The organism is Leisingera sp. ANG-M6, from assembly GCF_000813905.1.
Classification (GTDB): Bacteria; Pseudomonadota; Alphaproteobacteria; order Rhodobacterales; family Rhodobacteraceae; genus Leisingera.
Window position 1 is genome coordinate 13,481 of sequence record NZ_JWLG01000004.1, and the last position, 19,000, is coordinate 32,480.

At 61.1% G+C, this 19,000-nt stretch carries 20 protein-coding genes; 17 read left to right on the top strand and 3 right to left on the bottom strand.

Annotated elements, in window-relative coordinates; all coding sequences use genetic code 11:
• Positions 1–422: 422 nt before the first annotated feature.
• Positions 423–2,012 carry a GMC family oxidoreductase gene (locus RA24_RS02240; protein WP_039189501.1) on the bottom strand — a complete coding sequence of 530 codons (1,590 nt, stop codon included), beginning with the start codon at positions 2,010–2,012 and terminating at the stop codon, positions 423–425.
• Between the two features lie 108 nt (positions 2,013–2,120).
• Here RA24_RS02240 and RA24_RS02245 point away from each other — a divergent pair, with 108 nt between their 5' ends.
• The 4 genes from RA24_RS02245 (at position 2,121) to RA24_RS02260 (ending at position 6,269) form a co-directional block, all read left to right on the top strand.
• On the top strand, positions 2,121–3,353 hold the full coding sequence (locus RA24_RS02245) for a TRAP transporter substrate-binding protein (protein WP_039189504.1): 1,233 nt from the start codon (positions 2,121–2,123) through the stop codon (positions 3,351–3,353).
• A 102-nt stretch (positions 3,354–3,455) separates the two neighbouring features.
• The gene (locus tag RA24_RS02250) at positions 3,456–4,124 is read left to right on the top strand and encodes a TRAP transporter small permease (protein WP_019296369.1); all 669 of its coding nucleotides are present in this window, start codon (positions 3,456–3,458) and stop codon (positions 4,122–4,124) included.
• Positions 4,124–5,482 (top strand): TRAP transporter large permease, encoded by a 1,359-nt coding sequence (locus RA24_RS02255; protein ID WP_019296368.1) that lies wholly within the window; start codon positions 4,124–4,126, stop codon positions 5,480–5,482. The genes RA24_RS02250 and RA24_RS02255 overlap by 1 nt, the downstream gene beginning before the upstream one ends.
• Before the next feature lie 13 nt (positions 5,483–5,495).
• On the top strand, positions 5,496–6,269 hold the full coding sequence (locus RA24_RS02260; protein ID WP_039189506.1) for an IclR family transcriptional regulator: 774 nt from the start codon (positions 5,496–5,498) through the stop codon (positions 6,267–6,269).
• A 252-nt stretch (positions 6,270–6,521) separates the two neighbouring features.
• On the opposite strand, the gene RA24_RS02265 is transcribed toward RA24_RS02260, so the two are convergent.
• A complete protein-coding gene (locus RA24_RS02265; protein WP_039147954.1) occupies positions 6,522–7,550 on the bottom strand; it encodes a LacI family DNA-binding transcriptional regulator in 1,029 nt (342 codons plus the stop codon).
• A 132-nt stretch (positions 7,551–7,682) separates the two neighbouring features.
• On the opposite strand from RA24_RS02265, the gene RA24_RS02270 reads away from it, so the two are divergent.
• The 11 genes from RA24_RS02270 to RA24_RS02320 all read left to right on the top strand — a co-directional run bounded on the left by RA24_RS02270 (position 7,683) and on the right by RA24_RS02320 (position 16,693).
• The gene (locus RA24_RS02270; RefSeq protein WP_019296365.1) at positions 7,683–7,868 is read left to right on the top strand and encodes a hypothetical protein; all 186 of its coding nucleotides are present in this window, start codon (positions 7,683–7,685) and stop codon (positions 7,866–7,868) included.
• A 22-nt stretch (positions 7,869–7,890) separates the two neighbouring features.
• The gene (locus tag RA24_RS02275; RefSeq protein ID WP_039147951.1) at positions 7,891–9,036 is read left to right on the top strand and encodes a TRAP transporter substrate-binding protein; all 1,146 of its coding nucleotides are present in this window, start codon (positions 7,891–7,893) and stop codon (positions 9,034–9,036) included.
• Positions 9,037–9,146: 110 nt separating this feature from the next.
• On the top strand, positions 9,147–9,659 hold the full coding sequence (locus RA24_RS02280; RefSeq protein WP_039148163.1) for a TRAP transporter small permease: 513 nt from the start codon (positions 9,147–9,149) through the stop codon (positions 9,657–9,659).
• A gap of 13 nt (positions 9,660–9,672) precedes the next feature.
• On the top strand, positions 9,673–11,001 hold the full coding sequence (locus RA24_RS02285) for a TRAP transporter large permease (RefSeq protein ID WP_039189508.1): 1,329 nt from the start codon (positions 9,673–9,675) through the stop codon (positions 10,999–11,001).
• Positions 11,002–11,012: 11 nt separating this feature from the next.
• Positions 11,013–12,320 carry a histidinol dehydrogenase gene (gene hisD, locus RA24_RS02290; RefSeq protein ID WP_039189511.1) on the top strand — a complete coding sequence of 436 codons (1,308 nt, stop codon included), beginning with the start codon at positions 11,013–11,015 and terminating at the stop codon, positions 12,318–12,320.
• On the top strand, positions 12,313–13,074 hold the full coding sequence (locus tag RA24_RS02295) for an SDR family NAD(P)-dependent oxidoreductase (protein ID WP_039189514.1): 762 nt from the start codon (positions 12,313–12,315) through the stop codon (positions 13,072–13,074). Before hisD ends, RA24_RS02295 begins: the two co-directional genes overlap by 8 nt.
• Complete coding sequence (locus RA24_RS02300) at positions 13,071–14,051, top strand: alcohol dehydrogenase catalytic domain-containing protein (protein WP_039189516.1); 981 nt, start codon at positions 13,071–13,073, stop codon at positions 14,049–14,051. The genes RA24_RS02295 and RA24_RS02300 overlap by 4 nt, the downstream gene beginning before the upstream one ends.
• A 30-nt stretch (positions 14,052–14,081) precedes the next feature.
• Positions 14,082–14,492, top strand: coding sequence for a universal stress protein (locus RA24_RS02305; RefSeq protein ID WP_019296358.1), 411 nt, complete (start codon positions 14,082–14,084; stop codon positions 14,490–14,492).
• 37 nt (positions 14,493–14,529) lie between these two features.
• On the top strand, positions 14,530–15,036 hold the full coding sequence (gene comD / locus RA24_RS02310; protein ID WP_019296357.1) for a sulfopyruvate decarboxylase subunit alpha: 507 nt from the start codon (positions 14,530–14,532) through the stop codon (positions 15,034–15,036).
• Positions 15,033–15,587 carry a sulfopyruvate decarboxylase subunit beta gene (gene comE / locus RA24_RS02315; RefSeq protein ID WP_019296356.1) on the top strand — a complete coding sequence of 185 codons (555 nt, stop codon included), beginning with the start codon at positions 15,033–15,035 and terminating at the stop codon, positions 15,585–15,587. The genes comD and comE overlap by 4 nt, the downstream gene beginning before the upstream one ends.
• Complete coding sequence (locus RA24_RS02320; RefSeq protein WP_019296355.1) at positions 15,587–16,693, top strand: alpha-hydroxy acid oxidase; 1,107 nt, start codon at positions 15,587–15,589, stop codon at positions 16,691–16,693. The genes comE and RA24_RS02320 overlap by 1 nt, the downstream gene beginning before the upstream one ends.
• A 633-nt stretch (positions 16,694–17,326) precedes the next feature.
• Here RA24_RS02320 and RA24_RS02325 read toward each other — a convergent pair.
• Positions 17,327–18,142: a response regulator gene (locus tag RA24_RS02325; RefSeq protein WP_039189518.1), complete on the bottom strand. Its 816-nt coding sequence runs from the start codon at positions 18,140–18,142 to the stop codon at positions 17,327–17,329.
• Positions 18,143–18,234: 92 nt separating this feature from the next.
• On the opposite strand from RA24_RS02325, the gene RA24_RS21895 reads away from it, so the two are divergent.
• Positions 18,235–18,435: a NepR family anti-sigma factor gene (locus RA24_RS21895; protein ID WP_082008917.1), complete on the top strand. Its 201-nt coding sequence runs from the start codon at positions 18,235–18,237 to the stop codon at positions 18,433–18,435.
• Entirely contained in the window at positions 18,428–18,985 is a 558-nt protein-coding gene (locus tag RA24_RS02335) for an RNA polymerase sigma factor (RefSeq protein WP_019296352.1), read from the top strand. The genes RA24_RS21895 and RA24_RS02335 overlap by 8 nt, the downstream gene beginning before the upstream one ends.
• The last annotated feature ends 15 nt before the right edge of the window (positions 18,986–19,000 follow it).

A 19,000-nucleotide genomic window follows, 5' to 3' on the forward strand; every position in this document is an offset into this window, starting at 1 on the left:
CCGTGTCGGCCGCGGCATTCCGGATGCCTGGGAATTTGGTATCTGAGCGAACTTGAGGGTCAGCCGTGCCACGCTCTGTTCTGTGGCGTCAGACACCAGCTTCGAAATACGCTTACAGCAATTCGGTGGATGAACTGGGTGCTGCTATAAATTTTCTGCGAGCATATCCGCCTCCAGCTGCATGCATTTTCTTGAAAGCTCAGAATCGCTGTAGCGCACGACTGGTTCACTGTGGTCGGCAGCACAAGGAAATAGTCCCATTCTCTATTCTCCCATCAGCCCCTCAATCAGAACCGGACAGTCTAAGAGGATTGCAAATGCCGCTTGTACGTTGCTGAGGCTGTGTTTGGAGGAAAACCTTGTGCATCCTTGGGTTGACGTCAGGAAGGTAAGTCGCACTCTTGGTTCTAGGTGAACCGAAACTACTGCAATATCAGTTCACTGGCCTTTTCCCCGATCATGATCGCGGGCGCGTTGGTGTTGCCCGACACGATCTCCGGCATGATTGAGCAGTCCGCCACCCGCAGGCCCCGAATGCCATGCACGCGGAGTTCCGCATCAACCACCGCGTCGCCGCCCTGTCCCATCTTGCATGTGCCGGTGGGGTGATAAATCGACGCGGTGTTGCTGCGTGCCCAGTCCAGCGTCGCCTCGTAATCGTTCATCGGCAGATCCGCACTTGGGCGGAACTCCTCAGAGATCTTCGAGGTCAGCGGCGCGTGGCGGGCGATCTTGCGGGCAATGTTCACCCCGGCCACGATGGTCTGGCAGTCGGTTTCGGCCGACAAGTATTTCGGTATGATTTTGGGATAGGTGTTCGGATCGGCGGACACGATCCGGATCTCGCCTTTGCTTTCAGGGCGCAGCTGGCAGACCGACATGGTGAAGGCCGAGAAGGGATCTGCCCCCTTGCCCGGGTTCTCGGCCGACAGCGGCTGCACGTGGAATTGGACGTCCGGGGTCTCCAAGTCGTCGCGGGTCTTCATGAATCCGGTGGCCAAGCTCGCGGCCATTGTCATCGGACCGGCCCGGAATAGCGCATATTTCAGGCCTATCTTGGCCTGGCCGAACAGGGTGCGGACCTCGTCGTTCAGCGTCGGCTCATTGCATTTGTAAACCAGCCGCGCCTGCAAATGGTCCTGCATGTTTTTGCCGACGCCATAGAGGTCTTTTTTGACCTCAATGCCGTGTTCGGCAAGCTGTGCCGCCTCGCCTATGCCCGACATCATCAGGATCTGGGGCGAGTTGATGGCGCCGCCCGACAGTACGATCTCGCGCCGCGCGGTGATGCGCTGCATTTGCCCCGACCTGTCCTTGTACAGAACCGCCACGGCGCGGCCGTCCTGGATGTCGACCTTCTGCACCATCGCTCGGGTGATGATCTGCAGGTTCTCGCGTTTCTTCACCGGATTCAGGAAGGCCACGGCGGCGCTGCAGCGGCGGCCTTTCTTGGACGTGAGCTGGAAGAAACCGACGCCCTCCTGGGTGGCGCCGTTGTAATCCGGGTTGAACGGGTATCCCGCCGCCTGCGCAGCCGCGACCCAGGCATCCGTTATGGGGCGCTGGATGCGCATGTTGGAAACCGACAGCGGACCGCCGGTGCCATGGAATTCATCTTCGCCGCGCTCGTTGTTCTCGGAGCGTTTGAACAGCGGCAAAACATCCTCCCAGCCCCATCCGATGTTCCCCATCTGGCGCCAGCGGTCATAGTCTTGCGGCTGTCCGCGCACATACAGAAGCCCGTTCAGAGAAGATGAGCCACCTAGAACTTTGCCGCGGGGCCATTCGATCGAACGGCCGTTCAGGCCCGGATCCGGTTCGGTCTTGTAGCACCAGTCGACCGAGGGGTTGTGGATCGTCTTGAAGTAGCCAACAGGGATGTGGATCCAGGGATTGATATCCCGCCCGCCTGCCTCCAGCAGCACCACCTTGTTGCTTGGGTTGGCGCTCAGCCGGTTGGCGATGACGCACCCCGATGACCCCGCTCCGATAACAATGAAATCTGCTTCCACGACCTTCTCTCCGGCTTGTGTGGAAAAAACTTCTATACAGATCGCAGGAAATAATCTAGGCTTTTTTGATACGAAACGTCTCAATAATTGATCTTAGGGAGGAGAATTATGGGGCTTACTAACAAACTGAGCCGTATTTCGCGGCGGGATCTGTTCCGCGTTGCAGGCACTTACGGGATGAGCTCGACGCTGCTGGCAGCAGGCGGTTTCGGCGGCGCGATGAGCCTGGCGAATCTCGCCTCGGCTGCGGAATCGATCTATGAGAAGCGCTACGCTAAGCCCGCCAAGCACACGCTGAAGTTCGGCGCTTCCGGCTTCAACGCGCGCAACCTGCTGATCGAACGGGCCGGCGCGCTGGAGTTTGCCCGGGACCTTGAGGCTCGTACCGACGGCGAGATCCGTATAGAGTTCATCGGCGACAACCAGATCTGCGGCCAGCTTAGCTGCGTCGAGAAAACCCAGCAGGGGATTGTCGACATCTACGCCGCTTCAACCCAGAACTCGGCCGGCGGCGCACCATACCTGAACGTGCTGGACTATGCCTTCATGTTCCCAGGCCGCGCGTCCCAGTACCATTTCCTCTATCACCCGAAGAGCCAGGATATCCTGCGCGACCCGCTGGAGAAGCGCCACGGCCTGAAGTTCCTGTTCAGCCATTGCGAGCTGCGCGGCATCCAGCTGGGCTTGAAATACAAGGACCAGCCGACCATCACCAAGCTGGAGCAGCTGTTCGGGACCAAGAACCGCGTTACCGGCACCCAGCTGGGCCGGATTGCGATGAATGCCCTGAACCTGAACCCTGTGCCAGTGGCATGGGAAGAGACCCTCGACGGCCTGAAGCAGGGCCTGATCGACGGCGCCGAAACCTGGGCTTCCGCAGTGGCCTATGCCAACATGGCGCCAGTGGTCTCGCAGTCCGTCGATCTCAAGTTCTTCTGCGGCACCGAGCATACCTCGATGTCGGCGAAGGTCTTCGACGGCCTCGAGGGCTATCTGCAGGACGCGGTGATGGAGAGCGCCTATTGGGCACAGGCCCATGTGCAGGCTGCAAACGAGGCGGCGCTGGTGAAGACCGTCGGCTTCTCCGACCCGCAGCTGCCGGGCACGGTGTTTGCGGAACACGGCGTCCGCCCGGCCTTCCTGCCAGACAGCGAAATCCGCATGGCCGAGGAAATGTGCTCGCCCGAGTTCCAGCCGCAGCTGTGGGAGCAGTGGCGCGACCGCCTGAACAAATGGGCTGGCGGCATCGACACCTACCAGGAAATCTACACCATCGCGCGCGAAGTCGACAAAGACATGAAGCCCGAAAACGTAGAACCGCGCCGCTGGTGGAAGGGCTGACAAAGGCCTGAACAATGAGCATAGGGCCGGTGCCAGATTGCGTCGGCCTTGTTTGCCCGACAGGATCCGGCAGGATCACAGGGGCAATGAGGGGAGGAACACATGCAGCTTTGGCCGGATATCGCTGCCATTTTCAGCGCCTTCGCGTCCCAGGATAGCTGGGAAATCCGCAATGCCCTGGAAAGCAATGCCGCTTGGGTGCTGGGCACCGCCGCCGCCGCGCTCGGCGGCCTTCTGGTGATGCTGGTCTACCGGCTGGTGCCGCTGATGGACCGGCACCTGGAGCGCACCATCATGGTGTGGAGCTACCTGGCGATTGCCTTCATCATTTTCTGGGGTGTGATTGACCGCTTCGTGTTCAAGAACCAGCAGCCCTGGTCCACCACCATTCCGCCGCTGCTGTTCATGATCATGGCTTGGTTCGGGGCCGCCTTCAACGTGCGGCTGCGGACCCATCTCAGCTTCTCGGAATTCCGCACCGTCATGCCCCGCTGGGCGCAGATGGGCTGCCTGACGTTGGATGCGGTCCTGTGGTTCGGCTTTGCGGTGATCGTCTTTGTCACCACCACCCGGCTGACGGCGCTGTCGGCCTCGAACTTCCAGATCGTGCTGGGCACCGACAGCGTGCTGCAGTGGTGGTTCCTGATCACCGCGCCCCTGTCCTTTGTCCTGATGATCGCCCGGGTGTTTGAAAACCTGGCCGACGACATCCGCAACTACCGCAGCGGCGCGCCGCTGATCAAACAGGCTGTGATCGGAGGAGACGTGTAATGGATACGGGAACCTGGGTCACGCTGATCTCGATTGGGGTCACCTTCCTGTTCATGCTGGGCGTGCCGGTGCTGCTGGTGATCGGCTATTGGGTGATCGGTTGCTCCTTCGTGCTGGGGCTGACGCTCGACAACATGGGGGCGGAGCTTCTGAATGTGTTCAACAAGGGCTTTGCGCTCCTGGCGATGCCGCTGTTCATCCTGACCGGCGACCTGATCAACCAGTCCGGCATCGCCCGGCGCCTTTCGGATTTTGCCTATGCCTGCCTTGGCTGGATGCGCGGCGGGCTGGCGATGGCCTCGCTCGGCGCCTGCGGGCTGTTTGCCGCCATTTCAGGCTCTAACTCGGCGACAACGGCCACCATCGGCTCGATGCTGCACCCGGAAATGGTCAAGGGCGGCTATGACGAGCGTTTCTCGGCGGCCACCGCCGCCGCGGGCGGCACCGTGGGCATCATCATCCCGCCGTCGATCATCTTTATCGTCTACGGGTTCCTGATGAACCTGCCGATTTCCGACCTGTTCGTCGCGGGCATCCTGCCTGGCGCGATGATGGTCATCGGCATGCAGCTGGCCTGCTGGATCATCTGCCGCAAGAACGGCTGGGGCTTCCTGATCCCCTTGCAGCTGAACCGGGTCCTGAAAACAGCCTTCGGCGCCTGGCTTGGCTTCTTTGCCATCGGGCTGGTGCTGTGGGGCATCTACACCGGCAAGTTCTCCCCTACTGAGGCGGCGGGCGTTACCGTTGGTTTCTGCGTGATTGCGGGCGTGCTGTCTTGGGTGGTGACCAAAATCACCGGTGCCCGCAGTGACAAGACGTGGGAAGAAAAATCCTATGCTGAAATGCTGGTGGTTGAGGGTTTCACCATCCCGCAGATCCCCGGCATCGTGGTGCGCTCGGCCCAGATCACTGGCATTCTGGCGCCGCTGATCGCGATTTCCGTGGTGATGCAGCAGATCCTGTCGCTCCTCGGGGCGCAGCAGGCGATCGGCGGGTTTGTCACTTCAATGGGTGGCTACCATGCGGTGCTGTTCACCTCGATGGTCATCGTGTTCTTCTCCGGCATGGTGCTGGAAAGCCTGCCGGTGACCATCATCCTGGCGCCGATCCTGGCCCCCATCGCGGCCTCTGTTGGGGTCGACCCGATCCATTTCTCAGTGATCTTCCTAGTCGGCGCCTCCATCGGCTTCATCACCCCGCCCTACGGGCTGAACCTCTACGTCGCATCCGGTGTGACCGGTGTTCCGTATTTCCGCCTGCTCCGCTATACGGTTCCTTACCTTGCAGCCCTGATCGGGGTCTGGGTACTGGTCTCACTGGTTCCTGATTTCGCGCTGGTGCTGCTGCCCAACAAGTAGCGATGAGGCGGCGATGGCAGCAGATGCGCCGGAAAAGAAAGAGGGGCAGATCCCCACCAACCTGCGCCTTCTGGTGCTGCTGGAGGAGGTCGCCCGCCGCGGCGTCGCGGTGAAGCCGGCCGAGATGATCGAGGCGATGGGCCTGCCCAAGCCCACCGTGCACCGGCTGATGCAAACAGCCGAGGCCGAGGGTTTCCTGCAGCGCGACCTCGACGGGCGGGCCTACGGGCCCGGGCCGAGGCTGCGCAAGCTGGCACTTGCTACTATGTCGTCGGAACATTTGAGCACAGCGCGTTTGATCATTCTCAAAGGCGTTGCTGAAGAATTGGGAGAAACATGCAATCTGGCAATCCCGGACCGTGAGGGGATGCTTTATTTGGACCGGGTGGAAACCAAATGGCCACTGCGTATTCAACTGCCAATAGGCACTCAGGTTCCCTTCCATTGCACAGCAAGTGGCAAGATGTATCTATCTACTCTAAAACCAAGCACACGGGTAGCTGTCTTGCGTGCGCGTACTCTCGAAGCGTTAACCGGGCAGACCTGTACGGATCCTGATGCGCTCAGCGAAGAGCTTGAGACGATCGAAAGCCGCGATTATTCCACTGATGATGAGGAATTCATAGCTGGAATGGCCGCCGTTGCTGTTCCAGTCAGGGATGCCCGCAACCGGCTGCTAGCCACACTCTCGGTTCATGCCCCAGTGCAGCGCCGCAGTTTGTCTGAGTTGATGGAGTTCCTGCCGTCCTTGCAAAAAGGAGCCAGAGCTCTTGGGAAATTGATCTGACACGTTTTGGTGCAAAACTCATTAGCCAGTCCGAAACCTGATGTTTCTTGAAGCGGAAGTGAGGTAACTTTCCGGCTTGGCAATTCACCGTTTCATGTTTGGAGGAAAATGCTCCAATCAGACTGTCCTCATTTGGGGCGACCGGGAGCGGTGGTGCCGGAAATGAAACGATCAGGTGAGTCTCGGGCGGACCATTTGGAATTTGCTATTCCGTAAGTGTCAGGTGCACTAACCTATTTTGCGAGTCTTTCTTTATGAAAGAAAAGGCGGCATTGCCAAAGAGTCGCGGGTAACAAGCCTTGTACTGATGCAGATTGTTCTGCCTTCCGACTTGCCTTCAACCATTGCTGTCAGTTCGCACGCTGCCTTGCGTCCCATTTCTCGGTGCGGAACGTGAACGGTGGTCAGGGCTGGGCTAACGATCTCCGCCAGCTCGATATCATCAAAGCCCGTGACGGATACCTGCTCTGGTACCTTAATCCCCAACTTTCGTGCTTCGTGCACGGCCCCTGCAGCCAGTACATCGTTGCCGCATATAACCACTGTTGGGCGAGGCGTCAGGTCCATTAACTGGGCAAAGGCCTCAGCCCCCTTGTCAATTTCATATGCTGTTTCGATCACTTTTAAGTCGCTGGTGTCCAGTCCACCCTCCTCCATTGCCTGCCTGACGCCCTGCAAACGGCCCTGCGCCCGGTCGTTGCCCTGTGTCATGCCCGAGATCATGGCAATCCGCCGGTGGCCGGCCGAAATCACGCTCCGCGCCAGTTCGCACATTGCGTCTGTGTTTCTGAAACCGACAGAGGGCCGCTGTGCCTCGGGATCGTAGGACCAGGCGACCAGTGACGGGATCTGGTGGCGCTCCAGATACTCGTAGATTTCTGCGTCGCGCGCGTGCCCGATCAGCAGCAGCCCGTCGGCGCCGCGGGCCACCAGGGTGCGGATCTGCTCGCGTTCCGCCTCAGGGTCGTAGACCGAACTGGACACCAGGAGCGTATAGCCCTTCTCGTGCAGCTGGTCTTGAAAGGCCTGCAGGCCGCGGGCAAAAATGGCGTTGTCCATGGTCGGAATGATGGCGCCGATGGTGAAGCTGCGTTTGGCTGCCATCACGCGCGCCGCGAAATTCGGCGTGTAGCCCAGTGATTCGACCGCCTGCATCACCCTCTGGCGGGTTGCCTCGATCACCCGATCCGGAGAATTCAGGCAGCGCGACACCGTGGCGGTGGAAACGCCCGCGGCCTTTGCAACATCGTTAAGTGTCGGAGCTGAGCGGGTTTTTCCCATGTGACGTCTGCCATTTCCTTTGCCCCTCGTCATACCACAAAATGCAGCGCTTGCCAGCTATCAATGTAAGCGCTTGCATTATTAATGTAAGCGCTTACAAATGGGATTGGGATAACAAACCGGGAATTTGCGATGTTTCTCTGGGCTGCCGCTGCCGTCTTTGCCGTGTTCTTTGCCAATGTCGCCATGGGTGCGTTTGGCGGCGGCGGCTTCCTGGGCGATGTCGGAGAGATGCTGGTTCTGTTCGCTGCCTCGATCCTGTTCGTGGCGGCCATTCTCAAGCGCGAGGCTGACCACAAGAACAAGAACGGCAGCTGACGGATCTTTAGGGAGGAAGACAATGACGAATGGCAAGGATGGCCTCAAATCTGCTGAGCGCCGCAATTTTCTGAAACTGGCCTCGACCGGCTCTTTCACCGCGGCGCTGGTGGCCGGCGCCGGCGGGGTTCTTTGGTCGTCCGAAGCCGCCGCGCAAACCGCCAAGGAAGAGAAAGAGCGGGAACGTGCAGCGGAGCATATCATGACCGTTGCCACGGCCTATGTGCTGGGCGCGTCGCGCAGCTATCCGATCATGCAGCTGGATCTCAAGGAGAACATCCAAAACGCCACCAATGGCAAGATCTATGTCAAGCTGGCCCCTGGCGGCCAGCTGGGTGCGGGCGGCGCATTGGTGCAGAAGGTGCAGGGCGGAACCATTCAGGCAGCGCAGCATTCGCTGTCGAATTTTGCGCCTTTCGCCTCCACTGTTGACTTGATCAACATGCCCTATCTCTGCGGCTCCAACCAGCGTTTCACCAATCTGGTGACCTCCGATTTCTGGAACGCGGAAGTGCACCCAAAAGTGGAGGCCGCAGGCTTCAAGGCGCTGTTCTATGTCAATATCGACCCCCGCGTCGTGGCGGTGCGCAAGGGCGGCAACGCGGTGATGTCGCCGGGCGACATGGCCGGAGTGAAATTCCGGGTGCCGGGATCCAAGATGCTGCAGCAGTATTACCGCATGGTCGGTGCCAACCCGACGCCGGTGGCCTGGGGCGAGACGCCCTCCGCCATCAAGCAGGGGGTGGCGGATGCGCTCGATCCCTCCGTCGGGGCACTCTATGTCTTTGGCTTCAAGGATATCCTGAGCCATGTGACCTTCACCCAGGCGGTGCCAGACAGTCAGGTCTATTCCTGCAATCTGGAATGGTTCAATTCACTGCCTGCCGACGTGCAGGACGGCGTGATGTGGGGATCGGAAATGACCGCGCATCAGAACCTGTCCAAAGTGCCCTCCGCCCGCGCCTATGCGATGGCGGAACTGACCAAGGCCGGTGTCGAATTCCATGCTCTGAGCGACGATCAGCTGGGCGAGTGGCAGGAAGCCGGCGGCTATCAGCGCAGCGAGTGGGATTCCTTCAAGACCGAGCTGGCAGGCTCGATGGACAACTTCGCCAAGCTGGAAGAGGCCGCAGGCACCCAGGGCAAATACTACGTCCACGACGCCTGAGCCTAAGAGGGCGGGAGCGCCTTCATCCGGCCCCCGCATTTTTCAACAGCAGCCTTCGCAACAGCCCGCCGGGCTGGCTGAGGGGGTGTGCCTGAACCCCGGGAATGGCAATGCACATCCTGCGAAACATCGACAAGAACGCAGAACGCTGGCTGCTCCTGGTGTTCTATGTGATGCTGGTCATCACCATGGCGGTCGAGGTGATCCGGCGCGAGCTGTTTGCCTTTTCCTCGATCTGGGGCGAGGAAATCGTCCGCTATTCCTTTATCTACCTGGCTTGGATCGGCGCCGCGGCGGCGGTCAAGGAGCGCGCCCACATCCGTATCGACGTGATCCTGCATTACCTGGGGCCTCGCACCAAGGCGCTGGTCTACATCTTCGGCGACCTGGTGATGTTCATCGTGGCCTTGGTCGCGCTTTACTGGTCGTTCGAGACGGTGCTGGTCTCCGCCAAATTCGGATCGGTCAGCCACGGGCTGCGCATCTCGATGGTGTGGTTCCTGATGGCGGTGCCCGCGGGCTTTGCCCTGATGATCTGGCGCCTGCTGCAATCCTTCCTGCGCGATTACCGCAGCCTTCGCGACGGCACCCCCGTCTTTGAAGGCGACAAGCTGTTTGATTGAGGGGCCTTAAGCGATGCTGTGGAATTCACTCAACCAAACAGTCGAGCTGGGCTGGGACTTCTACCTGCCAGTGATCATGTTCGTGGCGCTGATTGCGCTGGCAGTGCCGGTCTGGGCCGCCATTGGCGCGGCGGCGATCACCATGCTGGTGATGTCTGGCGACCTGCCGCTCAGCGCCATCGGCGAAAGCCTGTTCACCGGCATCGACGCTTTTGCGCTGACCGCGGTGCCCTTGTTCATCCTGACCGGCGATGTGCTGGTTCGGACCGGGCTCAGCAAGAAGTTCCTGGATGTGGCCGAGGCGCTGACCTGCTGGACACGGGGCGGCTTCGGCTCTGCCACGGTGCTGGTCTGCGGCATGTTCGCGGCGATCTCCGGCTCTGACGCCGCCGGTGCTGCCGCCGTGGGCCGGATGACCATCGCGCGGCTGGTCGAAAGCGGCTATCCGCGGCCTTATGCTTGCGCGCTGGTGGCGGCGGGCGCCTGCACCGGCATCCTGATCCCGCCCTCCATCGCCTATATCATCATCGGTCTGGTACTCGGCATTTCCGCATCCACCCTGTTTCTGGCCGCGCTGATCCCGGGTCTGGCGATCCTGGTGTCGATCCTGGTCACCAACATCATCATGAACCGGCTCTATACCTATGAGACCGGCGGCAATATGGGACTGGGCGAGTGGCTGGGCAACCTGGGCCATGCGCTAAAATCCGGCTGGTATGCCTTCGTCGTGCCGGGGATCATCTTCTACGGCATCTTCTCAGGCCGCCTGACCCCGACCGAGGCCGGCGCCACCGCGGTCGTCGTCACCATCCTGATGGGCTTCCTGCTCGGCACCCTGAAGCTGTCGGACTTCCCGGCGATGCTGGTCAGCTCTGCCAAGGTGAACGGGGTGATCTTGCCGATCATCGCCTTCTCCGCCCCGCTGGCCGAGGCGCTGGCCATCATGGGCGTGCCGCAGGGTTTCGTGACCGCGGTGACCGGGCTGACCGATGATCCCTCGCTGCTGATCCTCCTGATGATCTGCATCCTGATCGCCGCCGGCTGCGTAATGGAGACAACCCCCAACATCGTGATCCTGGCGCCGATCCTGAAGCCCTTGGCGGACAACATCGGCATGAACGAAATCCAGTTCTGCATCATGATGATCACCGCTTTGGGTGTGGGCTTCATCACCCCGCCGCTGGGGCTGAACCTGTTCGTCGTCTCCGGCATCACCGGCGAATCCATCCTCAAGATCGCCGCCCGCGCCGTGCCCTTCGTGCTGACCATGCTGATCGTGGTGCTGCTGATCGCCTATTTCCCGCCGATCTCGACCACGCTGCTTCCTGATATCTACAAGTAGGACCCCCGGAAATGACCCGTGAATACCTAAAAAAAGCCGCCTTGACCCCCAAGTCGGATGCCTCCGAGACTCATAAGATCGTGCAGGGCATCCTGGATGATATTGAGGTCGGCGGCGATGCCAAGGCTCTGGAATATGCCGCCAAATTCGACCGGTACGAAGGCAATGTGCTGCTGACGGCCGAGGAGATCGAGGCCGCCTGTGCGCAAGTGCCGGAGAAGCTGAAGGCCGACATCCGGTTCGCCCACGACAATGTGCGCCGCTTTGCGGAGCTGCAGAAAAGCACGATGCAGAATGTGGAAACCGAAATCTCTCCCGGGTTTGTCACCGGACAAAAGGTGATCCCGGTGGACGCGGCAGGCTGCTATGTGCCTGGCGGGCGCTACAGCCATATCGCCAGCGCCATCATGACCGTGACCACCGCCAAGGTGGCCGGCTGCAAGCACATCGCCGCCTGCTCGCCGCCGCGTCCCGGGGTGGGCGTGGCCCCCGCCATCGTCTATGCCGCCCACATCTGCGGCGCGGACCAGATCATGGCGATGGGCGGCGTGCAGGGCGTCGCGGCGATGACCTTCGGACTGTTCGGTTTGCCCAAGGCCAATATCCTGGTCGGCCCCGGCAACCAGTTCGTGGCGGAGGCCAAGCGCATCCTGTTCGGCCGTGTCGGCATCGACATGATCGCAGGCCCCACCGACAGCCTGATCCTGGCCGACAGCACCGCGGATGCCCATATCGTCGCCACCGATCTGGTGAGCCAGGCAGAGCATGGCTACAACTCTCCGGTCTGGCTGGTGACGGACAACCGCGCCCTGGCGGAAGAAGTAATGCGGCTAGTGCCCGGCTACATCGACGATCTGCCCGAGGTGAACCGCGAGAACGCCACCGCGGCCTGGCGCGACTATGCCGAGGTGATCCTTTGTGCGGCCCGCGAGGATATGGCCGCCTGTTCCGACGAATACGCGCCCGAGCACCTGACCGTGCAGGCAGAGGACCTGGACTGGTGGCTGGAGCAACTGACCTGCTACGGTTCGCTGTTCCTGGGCGAGGAGACCACGGTCTCTTACGGGGACAAGGCGGCGGGCACCAACCACGTGCTGCCGACCTCGCGGGCGGCCAGCTATACCGGTGGTCTCAGTGTCCACAAATACATGAAGATCGTCACCTGGCAGCGCGCCACCCGCGAGGGCTCGAAGCCGGTGGCCGAGGCCACCGCGCGGATTGCCCGGCTGGAGGGGATGGAGGGCCACGCCCGCGCGGCCGACGTGCGGCTGGCCAAGTATTTCCCGGATGAAACCTTTGACCTGACCGCCAATGGCTGACCCGCGAGCCCTGTTCGATCTGGCAGGCCGGACCGCCTGCATCACCGGCGCCAGCTCTGGTCTGGGCCGGCGGGCAGCGATCGCGCTGGCCGCAGCCGGGGCGCAGGTGGTGGTGGTGGCGCGGCGAGCGGAGGCTTTGGAAAGCCTCTGCGCGGAGATCGGGCCGACGGCCGCATATGCGGCCGCAGATGTTGCGGACCGCAGCGGGCTGGAAGCGCTGCGGCAGGCGGTCTCCGCCCCCTTCGGGGCGCCGGACATCCTGGTGCATGCGGCGGGCGTCAACACGCGGCAAGCCGCGGATGAGGTGACAGCGGAGGGCTGGGATCAGACCCTGGCGCTGAACCTTTCGGCGCCCTTCTTCCTGAGCCAGGCGCTGGTGCCGGCGATGAAGGAGCGGGGCTGGGGACGGATCGTCAATTTCGCCTCGCTCCAGACAACCCGCGCCTTTCCCGGCGGCATTGCCTATGGCGCCAGCAAGGGCGGGATTGGCCAGCTAACTCGCGCCATGGCGGAAGCCTGGTCGTCTCATGGAATCACCGCCAACGCGATCGGGCCGGGGTTCTTCCCGACTGAGCTGACCCAGGCGGTATTCGAGGATGACGCCCGCGCCGCCCGCAATGCGGCGCAGACCTGCATCGGCCGCAACGGCCGGATGGAGGATATCGACGGGCCGCTGCTGTTCCTGTGCTCGGAGGCGTCGGCCTATGTCACCGGACAAATCCTGATGGTTGACGGGGGGTTCACGGCGAAATGAAAGCCTTGGTTTATGAAGGGGTTGAAACGCTTGCGCTGCGCGATGTGCCAATGGCAGCGGGCCGGGACGGCGAACATCTGATCCGCATCCGCGCCTCCGGCATTTGCGGGTCGGACATGCACGCCTATCTGGGCCATGACAACCGCAGGCCCGCGCCACTGATCCTGGGGCATGAAGCCGCGGGGGTGATCGAAAACGGACCGCAAGCAGGCCGCCGGGTGACGATCAATCCGCTGGTGACCTGCGGCAGCTGCGCTGCCTGCGCATCGGGGCGCGAAAACCTCTGCGCCAGCCGCCAGATCATCTCCATGCCCCCGCGCGAGGGTGCCTTTGCCCAGTTCGTGGCGATGCCGGAGCGCAACCTTCTGACCGTGCCGGAGGCGGTGCCGCTGGAAAAGGCCGCGCTGGCCGAACCGCTGGCGGTCAGCTGGCACGCCGCCCGGCTGGCACTGGAGGCGCTGCACCCAAGCACGGAGCCCGGCGCGCTGGTGATCGGCGGCGGCGCCATCGGCCTGGCTGCGGCATTGGCGCTCAGGGCGATGGGGGTGGCGGAGGTGACCATCCAGGAGCCGAACGAAGCGCGCCGGGCCTTCCTGACGGACCGCTGCGGGCAAAAGGTGGTGGCGGAGTTTCAGGGCATGGCGACGCTGGTGGTGGACGCCGTGGGCTATGCCGCCACCCGCGCCGCGGCCTCAGCAACTGCCGCGCCCGGCGGGGTGATTGCCCATGTCGGACTGGGCGAGGACGCGGGCGGCCTGGAAATCCGCCGCATGACGCTGCAGGAAATCACGTTCATCGGCACCTACACCTATACCGCGCAGGATTTCCGCGACACTGCGCAGGCAATCTTCGACGGCCGTCTCGGCCCGCTAGACTGGACTGAGCAGCGGCCACTGTCGGACGGCGCAGCTGCCTTCCGCGACCTGCGGTCCGGCGCGGTGGCGGCACCCAAGATCATCCTCGACCCCTGGGCATGAGCCCGCGCACGGAGCAAACGGAGAGCAACCATGTATGACAAAATCCTGGTTCCCATGGCCCTGGATCACGGGGTCTCTGAGACCACGCTGAAGGCCGCCGCCACCCTGTGCAATCCGGGCGGGCAGATCACCGCGCTGCATGTCTATGAGGCGGTGCACAGTTCGGTCACCGCCTACCTGGATGAAGACACCGTGCGCGAAGGCTTCGACAAGGCCCGCCAGTTGCTCGCGGCCAAGACCGCAGGCCTGGACAATGTGACGGCGGAAATCGTCAAAGGCCGGTCCTATCGCGCCATTGTCGAATACGCAGAGCAGCACGGCATGGACTGCATCGTTGTCGGCTCCCACAAACCGGGGCTTAGCGACTTTTTCCTCGGCTCGACAGCCGCCCGCGTGGTCCGCCACGCACCTTGCGCGGTGCATGTCTGCCGCACTTCCTGACTCAGAAACACGACCTCCGAAGCAAAGGCTACCCACCATGAACATAGACAAGAGGATCGCTGACGATCTGGCCGCCAACGGCGTCTCCTTCGTCACGACCGTGCCCTGCAAGCAACTGGCCGGCGTGATCGAGGAGATCGACCAGCGCGACGACATCTTTCACATCCCCTCCAACAAGGAGGACGAGGGCATGGGGCTCTGCGCCGGCGCCTGGATGGGCGGCAAGCGTCCCGCCATCATCATGCAGAACACCGCCATCGGGGTCACCATCAACACGCTGGCAACGCTGATCCAATACTACCGGATGCCGTTGCCGATGCTGATTTCCTACCGCGGCGAGCTGCGCGAGCCGGTGGCCTGCCAGGTTGAAATGGCGGTGCATACCAAGGCGCTGCTGGCCCAGCTCAATATCCCGGCCTACCACTTCCACTGGCAGAAAGATGTCGAGGAGCTGGACAACATCCTGAAATACACCTTCATGTGCAACAAGCCCGTTGCCATCCTGACCGACGCCAACTTCTGGGGAGGCTATGGCGACCAATGATCCGTTCCGAAATCCTGAAAGAGATCGCGCCCATCCTGCGGGACCAGCTGGTGGTCTGTAACATCGGCATTCCCAGCCAGGAGCTGCACGCGATCGACGACCAGCCGACAAATTTCTATATGCTGGGCACCATGGGGCTGGCTTCCTCCATCGGGTTGGGGCTGGCGCTGGCGCAGCCGAAACCGGTGATCGTGATCGACGGTGACGGCTCGATCCTCACCAATCTCGGCACCCTGCCCACCATCGGCAACAATGCCCCCGGCAATTACATCCTGATGATCATCGACAACGGCTCCTATGGCTCCACCGGTGATCAGCCAACCTATACCAGCCAGCGCACCGATCTGGCGGGCATGGCCCGCGCCGCTGGCTGCGCCCGGGTGGTGGAGGTGCAGGACAAGGACACCGGGCCGGCGCTGGAGGAAGCGCTCGCCAGCGGTGAAGCCACCGTGCTGGTGGTCAAATGCGACAGCGGCAACGCCAAGATGCCGGTGATCACGATGGACCCAGTGGTGATCCGCGACCGCTTCATGAAGGCCGTGGCCGGCTGATGGGCGCAGGCGCCATCCATTCCGCCGAGGATGCCCGGCGCCTGGCCCGGCGGCGGCTGCCCTGGATGGTGTTTGACTATATCGACGGCGCCGCCGGACAGGAAACCGGGGCGGCGCGCAACCGCGCTGCCCTGGACGCCATCACCCTGCGGCCCCGTATCCTGCGCGATGTCAGCCAGCGCTCGCTGGCCACCCGGGTTTTCGGTGCCGAGGCGGACCGGCCCTTCGGCATTGCCCCCATGGGCATGTGCAACCTGTCGGCCCCCGGGGCCGACCTGATGCTGGCCCGGCTGGCGGCGCGCTACCGTGTGCCGCATGGGGTTTCCACCGTCGCCTCGACTCCTTTGGAGACCATCCTGGCGGCGTCAGAGGGCTATGCCTGGTTCCAGCTCTATTTCAGCGGCGACGGCACTGGCACCTTCAAGCTGGCCGAGCGCGCCCGCGCGGCCGGCTATCAGACGCTGGTGCTCACGGTCGATGTGCCCGAGGTCGGCCGCCGCCCGCGCGAGCTGCGCCACGGCTTCAAGATGCCGTTCCGCATCGGCCCGCGGCAGTTCATTGATTTTGCCCTGCATCCGCGCTGGTCTCTGACCACTTTGATGAAAGGTAAGCCAGTGATGGCGAATTTCGAGATGGAGGGCTACGAATTCGACCGAACCGAAAGCCGGGCGCGCGCCACTTGGGACACACTGGCGCGGCTGCGCGATCTCTGGCCCGGCAAGCTGGTGGTGAAGGGCGTGCTCGACGTAGAAGATGCCCGCACCCTGGTCGCTGCAGGCGTTGATGCCATCCAGGTTTCCAGCCATGGCGCGCGCCAATTGGAAGCAACTCCGGCACCGATAGAGATGCTCAGGAAAATACGTGCGGCGGTGGGTCCGGAGGCCCCAGTTTTCTATGACAGCGGCCTCCGGTCAGGCGAGGATGTTCTCAAAGCTCTTACAGTGGGTGCGGACTTCGTCTTTATCGGCCGGATTCTGCAATACGCGATAGCGGCTGCTGGTGAGCCGGGGCTGGAACAACTTTGGAATGCCCTTAGCGAAGAATTGAGCATTGCCATGGCGCAAACCGGAAGAACTTCAATCGTTGGTGACGGTCTGCGAAAGTAAGAGGGGTACTGCTCATTCCAAACTCCGCTGCACTTCTAGAGATAACAACTAGCTTGATGTGCAGGACATTTCCGCGGTTTCAGCCCTGATCGGCTGGAAGGAGCTCTTGACCGCCGCCGGGAAAATACCGGCCACAGGAGGCGGTTACAAACAGCTGCTGGTGCATGCGGGCCCTTTCGCGGCCTTCTGTCAACACACGATATGAAACTCATGGATAAGCAAAACTAATGGGGCATTTGCTGCTTCGGCGACTGAATTTGGAAAAAGAGCACAAATTACGTTAGCGCTTGCAGCAACCAAATTTTGCGAGTCTGCCGGTTCCACCAAGTCAGAGCCGGATTGCCACACTGGCGTGAACCCCCACTCATCCGCGCGCGGTATCTGGCTTAAACTGGTATGAAAGGTGCCCAAACTGTCAATCTGTGTTTTAGCTGGCGCTGAAGACTAGTCTTCATTGCGCCAGCAGAATCCAAGACAGCGAAGCAGCAGCAAACAGATTGCTTTAAACGTCTAGAATACAACGTTGTTTGCAGCACCTGCCCAATGGACTTAGCTTGTGCATGACTAACGGAGCATTTATTGCTCCGTTGCCAATACGGACCTGGACTGAGCACCTCTCTCCACTAAGCTTAATCAGGCCTTCAGCGTTTCGGTGGACGAAAAGAACATCGCCTGGCTCACTGCCGAACGCACCTGCTCCTCAGTATAAGGTTTTGAAATCAAGAACGCCGGTTCCGGCCCCTCACCTGTCAGCAGGCGTTCAGGATAGGCCGTGATGAAAATCACTGGCCGTTCGCCATGAGTTGCCAGGATCCCATTCACCGCGTCGATGCCGCTGGAGTTGTCTGCCAGCTGGATGTCAGACAGGATGAGGTCCGCCGAAACCTGTGCGGCCACCTCCTTCGCGCGGGTTTCTGTGCGGGCGATACCCGTCACGCTATGGCCCATTCCGGTCACGATCGCTTCGAGATCCATTGCAATAACCGCCTCATCTTCGATGATCATAACCTGGCCAGAGGTGGCGCGAGCCATTTCCTCGTAAGCAATTGAAATCAGTTCAGAGGCTTCTTTTTCACTCACGCCCATGATTCTGCCGGTATCTTTTGCGCTGAACTCTTCGATGGTGTGAAGCAGAAGCGCTTCTCGGGTGTTCGGTGTAAGCCGCCGCAAGTGTTTCTGTGCCTTGGCTGCCAGACTGGGCTCGTCTTCATTTTCCGCGGCGGGAGCTCCTGAAGAGGACCAGATAGCATGAAAGACGCGGAACAACGCTAATTTGGGAGACAGCGTGCTGTCATAATCTTCTTCGCCAGCAAGAATGCCTTCGAGCGTCGCCAGCGCATACTTGTCACCGGTGTCCTGACTGCCGGTCAGCGCCCTGGCATAGCGGCGCAAATAGGGCAGGTTAGCGCCGATCTGACTGGCGATCAGTTCTCCCGATTGAGCGGTCATTTTGCGTAGTCCCTTTTTTTACAATAGATATGGAACCAAACGCGCCTCAAAGCGTTTAGTTCCAAAAGCTGCGCAGAAAACTGTTGGATTGCATGAAACGACCACAACACGCCCGGCCGCGCAACGAACAGGCCGACCGCGAAATTGATGAGAACCTTAAACGAGCCTTTGATCAGATCGCAAGTGAGCCTGTGCCCGACAGGTTTACTGATCTTTTGAAGAAACTGAAGGAAAAGGAAGCGCTCGAGGCGCACAATCCACATCAGCTAGAAGAGAAATCTTCCGATGACTGAGGCCGCGCCAGATCCCAGAGATGAGTTGGTCAACCACTTGGGTGCACTGCGCGCCTTTGCCATCAGTCTTGCCCGCAATAGCGCCACTGCCGATGACCTGGTGCAAGACACTGTCGTCAAGGCCTGGGCTAATATCGAGAAGTTTAATCCCGGCTCGAACATGCGGGCCTGGCTATTCACCATTTTGCGCAATACTTATTATTCTTTTAACCGCAAACGCAAATCCGAAGTGGAGGACGCTGATGGTGTGCTCACTGGTGCCCTTGCCCAGAAACCCGATCATGACGGGCGGCTCCACATGCAGGACTTCAACGCGGCATTTGAGCACTTAAGTGACGAGCAGCGTGAAGCCTTGGTTCTGGTTGGCGCGGGAGGTTTTTCCTATGACGAAGCCGCAGAGATGTGCGGCGTGAAGACAGGAACGATCAAGAGCCGTGTGAACCGTGCGCGTGCCCGTCTAACGGAGCTGATGGGTCTGGAAGGCGAAGACAAAATGGAACTGACTGATACTGTCACAGCTGGGATCGTTGCCCAGCAAAGCGCCGCATGATCGCAGGGTCACGGC